This is a genomic window from Nocardioides sp. P5_C9_2, assembly GCF_054049555.1.
In genome coordinates, this window is the sequence record NZ_JBFUMD010000276.1 from 1 (window position 1) to 5,201 (window position 5,201).

General features: G+C 72.1%; 4 protein-coding genes. 3 read left to right on the forward strand and 1 reads right to left on the reverse strand.

What is annotated here, in order from left to right; genetic code table 11:
* From ACXJKL_RS13795 to ACXJKL_RS13805, 3 genes are all read left to right on the forward strand, one after another.
* Window positions 1-627 (forward strand): FAD-linked oxidase C-terminal domain-containing protein (locus ACXJKL_RS13795; protein ID WP_457207614.1); only part of this gene is annotated, 627 nt, incomplete at its 5' end.
* Complete coding sequence (locus tag ACXJKL_RS13800; RefSeq protein WP_457207615.1) at window positions 627-2,027, forward strand: (Fe-S)-binding protein; 1,401 nt, start codon at window positions 627-629, stop codon at window positions 2,025-2,027. The genes ACXJKL_RS13795 and ACXJKL_RS13800, both read left to right, overlap by 1 nt.
* Window positions 2,028-2,054: 27 nt before the next feature.
* Window positions 2,055-3,803: an L-lactate permease gene (locus tag ACXJKL_RS13805; protein WP_457207616.1), complete on the forward strand. Its 1,749-nt coding sequence runs from the start codon at window positions 2,055-2,057 to the stop codon at window positions 3,801-3,803.
* 88 nt (window positions 3,804-3,891) lie between these two features.
* On the opposite strand, the gene ACXJKL_RS13810 is transcribed toward ACXJKL_RS13805, so the two are convergent.
* On the reverse strand, window positions 3,892-5,201 hold a 1,310-nt coding region (locus ACXJKL_RS13810; RefSeq protein ID WP_457207617.1), incomplete at its 5' end, for a M4 family metallopeptidase.

Here is a 5,201-nt window from a genome sequence, read left to right on the forward strand (position 1 = left end):
GCCGCCCACCGCTGGGTCGTCGCGCCCGTCGACTCACCCGGCCGCGCACTGACCCTCGCGCAGTCGGTCGTGCACTCGCAGGTCGTGCCGGCCGCGGTCGAGGTCGACTGGGCCGGTGGCGCCGGCACCCTCGCCGTGCTGGTCGAGGGCCGCCCCGACAGCGTCACCGCCCGGGTCGACGCCGTACGCCGCCTGCTCGGGCCGGACGCGAGCGAGACCGACGACGAGCCCGCGGGCGGGGCGACGTACCCCTGGGACGTGACCTCCGCCGGTGACGCCCGCAGCACCGCCCTCAAGCTCACCTGCGTGCTCTCCGGGGTCGCCGACGTCCTGGCCGCGGCCGAGGACGGCGGTGTCGCGGTGCGCGGCTCGGCGGGCTCCGGCGTGCTCTACGGGTCCCTCGACCCCGGCACCCCGGCCGACGACGTCCGGTCGGCCCTGGCCCGGCTGCGTGAGGTGTGCACCCGGCACGGCGGCACCGCCGTCGTCGTCGACGCGCCCGCCGCGGTGAAGGCCGCGGTCGACGTGTGGGGACCGATYCCCGCGCTCGACCTGATGCGCCGCGTGAAGGACCAGTTCGACCCTGACCACCGGCTCTCGCCGGGACGCTTCGTGGGAGGCATCTGATGAGCACGACCGAGCACGACACCGACGGCACGCTGGGCGAGATGGGCGGGGTCACCGACCCTGTCGACCTCGGCATGCCGGCCCCCGGCGGCGCCTTCGACGACCACAACCCGCCCGACGCCGCCCTGATCGGCGACTGCGTGCACTGCGGGTTCTGCCTGCCGACCTGCCCGACGTACGTGCTCTGGGGTGAGGAGATGGACTCCCCGCGTGGGCGCATCTACCTCATGAAGGAGGGGCTGGAGGGCGAGCCGATGAGCGACGAGATGGTCGGTCACTTCGACGCCTGCCTGGGCTGCATGGCCTGTGTCACGGCGTGCCCCTCGGGCGTCCAGTACGACACCCTGATCGAGCAGACCCGGGCCCAGGTCGAGCGCCACCACGAGCGCGCCCCCCAGGAAAAGGCACTGCGGGGCCTCATCTTCGCCCTCTTCCCGCACCCCCGCCGGCTCCGGCTGCTGCGCGGTCCCCTGCGCGCCATGCAGGCCACCGGCCTCGACCGCGCGGTGCGTCGTACCGGCCTCCTCGACCGCCTCTCCCCCCACCTGGCGGCGATGGAGAGCCTCGCCCCTCGGCTGGGTCGCCCCGAGCCGCTGCCCGAGCACATCCGCGCCACCGGCACCCGCCGGATGACGGTGGGCCTGCTCACCGGTTGCGTGCAGGGCGCGTTCTTCCCAGGCGTCAACTCCGCCACCGCCCGGGTGCTGCGCGCCGAGGGCTGCGACGTCGTGGTCCCCCGCTCGCAGGGCTGCTGCGGCGCGCTGTCGGTGCACAACGGCCGCGAGCAGGAGGCGCAGGACTACGCCCGCGCGCTCGTCGACGCCTTCGAGTCGACCGGCGTCGAGCGGGTGGTCGTCAACGCCGCCGGCTGCGGCTCCTCGATGAAGGAGTACGCCGCGCTGCTCGCCGACGACCCGGCRTACGCCGCCCGGGCCCAGGAGTTCGCGGGCCGGGTCCGCGACATCTCCGAGATCCTCGACGAGCTCGGCCCGGTCGCGCCCCGCCATCCGCTCGAGATGACCATCGCCTACCACGACGCCTGCCACCTGGCCCACGCCCAGGGCGTGCGCRCCGAGCCCCGTCGCCTGCTCGAGGCGATCCCGGGCCTGCAGCTGCGGGAGATCCCGGAGGGCGACCTGTGCTGCGGGTCGGCCGGCATCTACAACATCACGAACCCCGAGCCCGCGCGCGAGCTCGGGGACCGCAAGGCCCACAACATCGTCTCCACCGGCGCCGAGGTGCTGGTCACCGCCAACCCCGGGTGCCTGATGCAGGTGACCTCGGCGATCGAGCGCCTGACCACCGCCGACGGCGGACGCCCGATGGGCATGGCCCACACGATCGAGGTGCTCGACGCCTCCATCCGGGGGGCTCCAGCGACGACGTTCACGACGGCCTGATCCACCCACAACCTTTCGGGAGACCCCGTGTTCCAACAGAACCTCTCACCGGTCGGCGACTCGCTGGCCCTCTCCGCGCTGTGCGCGATCATCCCCCTGCTGACGCTCTTCGTGCTCCTGGGCGGGCTCCGCCTCCGCGCCTGGGTCGCCGGCCTCATCTCGCTCGGCGTGGCCCTCGTCGTCGCGGTCGTGCTCTTCGCCATGCCCGTCGGCCAGGCCCTCCTCGCGGCCACCGAGGGCGCGGCGTTCGGCTTCTTCCCGATCCTGTGGATCGTCATCAACGCGATCTGGGTCTACAACCTGACCGTCGCCTCCGGGCACTTCGACGTGCTGCGGCGCTCGTTCGAGCGGGTGAGCCCTGACCAGCGGATCCAGGCGATGATCATCGCCTTCTGCTTCGGCGCGCTGCTCGAGGCGTTGGCCGGCTTCGGCACCCCGGTCGCCATCACCGTCGTGATGCTGATGGCCCTCGGGTTCCGGCCGATCAAGGCCGCCGCGGTCGCCCTGATCGCCAACACCGCTCCCGTCGCCTTCGGCGCCCTGGCCACGCCCATCGTCACCCTCGCCGCGGTCTCGTCGGGCGCCAGCGACGACCCGCGCCTGAACGTCGAGACCCTGGGCGCCATGGTCGGGCGGCAGACCCCGATCCTGGCCGTCATCGTCCCGCTCGTGCTGGTCTTCGTCGTCGACGGCAAGCGCGGCGTACGCCAGACGTGGTTCCCGGCTCTCGTCTGCGGCGCGGCCTTCGGGCTCGCGCAGTTCGTGGCCGCCAACTACATCTCCGTGCCGCTGGCCGACATCGTCGCCAGCCTCGTCGCCGCCGCCGCCGTCGTGCTGCTGCTGCGCGTGTGGACGCCGTCCGAGGTGCTCACCGCCGACCGCGTCGTGGCCGAGGAGGACGAGCTGGAGCGTGCCGGCACGTCCGCGTCGGGGCGTCGCCAGCCGCACGGCGTCTCCACGGCCGTCACCTCCTCGACGGCTCGCGCGACGGGCCCCGGATCCGGGTCCGGCGACACCCCCGTCCACGACTCGGGGGCCGAGGTCGCAAAGGCCTACGCGCCGTACGGCGTCATCATCGTGATCTTCTCGATCGTCAACATCCCGGCCATCAAGGAGTACCTGGCCGAGAAGCCGTTCACCTACACGTTCGGGTGGCCCGGCCTCGAGGTACTCAACACCGGCGGCGAGCCGGTCTCGACGACGACGTTCGCGTTCAACTGGCTGCCCGCCGCCGGCACGCTGATGATCCTCGCCGGCCTCATCACGATGCTGATCCTCAAGGTAAGCCCGGGCGACGCCCTGCGTACCTACGGCCGCACCTACGTCGAGCTCAAGTCCGCGATCATCACCGTGATGGCGGTGCTGGCCCTTGCCTACGTGATGAACCTGTCGGGCCAGACCGCCTCGCTCGGCGCCTGGCTCGCCGGCACGGGAGCCGCGTTCGCGCTGCTGTCCCCGATCCTCGGATGGCTCGGGGTGGCCGTCACCGGCTCCGACACCTCCGCCAACGCCCTCTTCGGTGCGCTCCAGGTCCAGACGGCCGCCCAGGCCGGTCTCGACCCCGTGCTGATGGCCGCCGCCAACACCTCCGGAGGCGTCCTCGGCAAGATGGTCAGCCCCCAGAACCTCGCCATCGCGGCGGCCGCCGTCGGCATGGCCGGCCGGGAGGGCGACATCTTCCGCAAGGTCATCGGCTGGAGCCTGGGCCTGCTCTTCCTGATGTGCATCCTGGTGGGCCTGCAGTCCACCGCCGTGCTCAGCTGGATGGTCCCCTGACCGACCGGCGTCAGCCACCGGCACGACGGACCAGCACGACAGAGGGCCTGCACCCCCGTGGGGTGCAGGCCCTCCGTGACGTCGTGGGTCAGGCCACGGAGACCGCGCTCCATGCAGCGGCGACCGCGGACTGCTGGGCGCTGCCGGCGCCGTAGAGGTCGCGGGCCGCCGAGAGGGTGGCCGTCCGGGCACCCGAGTAGGTGGTCGACGACGTCATGTAGACCGTCAGCGCCCGGAACCAGATCGATGCTGCCGCGTCCCGGCCGATCCCGGTCAGGGTCGCGCCGTTGCAGGTGGTCGACGTGTGTGCCACCCCGCCGAACGTCTTGGTGCCGGCGCCCTCCGAGAGCAGGTAGAAGAAGTGGTTGCCCACGCCCGAGGAGTAGTGCACGTCGAGATCCTTGGTGCCGGTCGTCCAGCAGTTCTGCGAGCTGCCGTCGGAGGCGGGGTCGTCCATGCGGCGGAAGCCGCGGTGGTTCTTGAGGTCGAACTCCTCACCGATCAGGTAGTCGCCGGGGTCGGCCGCGTTGGCCGCGTAGAACTCCACCATCGTCCCGTAGATGTCCGAGGTGGACTCGTTGAGCCCGCCCGACTCCCCCGAGTAGGTGAGGCCGGCGGTGTTCTCGGTGACGCCGTGGGTCATCTCGTGGCCGGCGACGTCGAGCGAGGTCAGCGGGCCGAAGCTGACACCGTCCCCGTCGCCGTACGTCATCTTGGTGCCGTCCCAGAACGCGTTGACGTAGTTCTTGCCGTAGTGCACGCGGTTGTAGGAGCCGGTGCCGTTGCCGAAGATCCCGTTGCGGCCGTGGACCAGCTTGAAGTAGTCCCAGGTCATGTTCGTGCCGTACTGCGCGTCCACCGCCGCGGACTCGCGGCTGCTGGTGGTGCCGTTGCCGAAGGACGTGTCGGGCGAGCTGAACGTCGTCCCGGTCTTGCATCCCGAACCGAAGAGCTGGCAGAGCATCGAGTCGGTGCCGTTGTTGACGTCGGTGGTGTAGGTGCCGCCCCGGGTCGCGTCCTTCATCAGGTACGCCGACCCGGACTGGGTGAGCTGGAGCGGCACCGTGCCGGAGTACAGCGACTGGCCGGAGCCGTCGGCGGTGTGGATTCCCTGCTCGGTGCGGAAGACCTTGCCGGTGCGGGCGTCGACGTACGACCTCAGGCGGCTGGGCGTGCCGTCGGCCTGGACGCCGCCGGTGACGACCTCCCACGCGAGCCGCGGGACGGCGCCGGTCGCGTCCACCACGAGCTCGGAGCCGGTGACCTCCTCGTCACCGGTGACGGCGGCGGTGGCGCTCCTGGCCAGCACGGCCGACTGGGCCACTGCCGTGCCGACCCCGGGCCGCGTCGACAGCCGCAGCGGCGCCCCCAGCGTCTGGCTCACGCCCTCCCACGAGC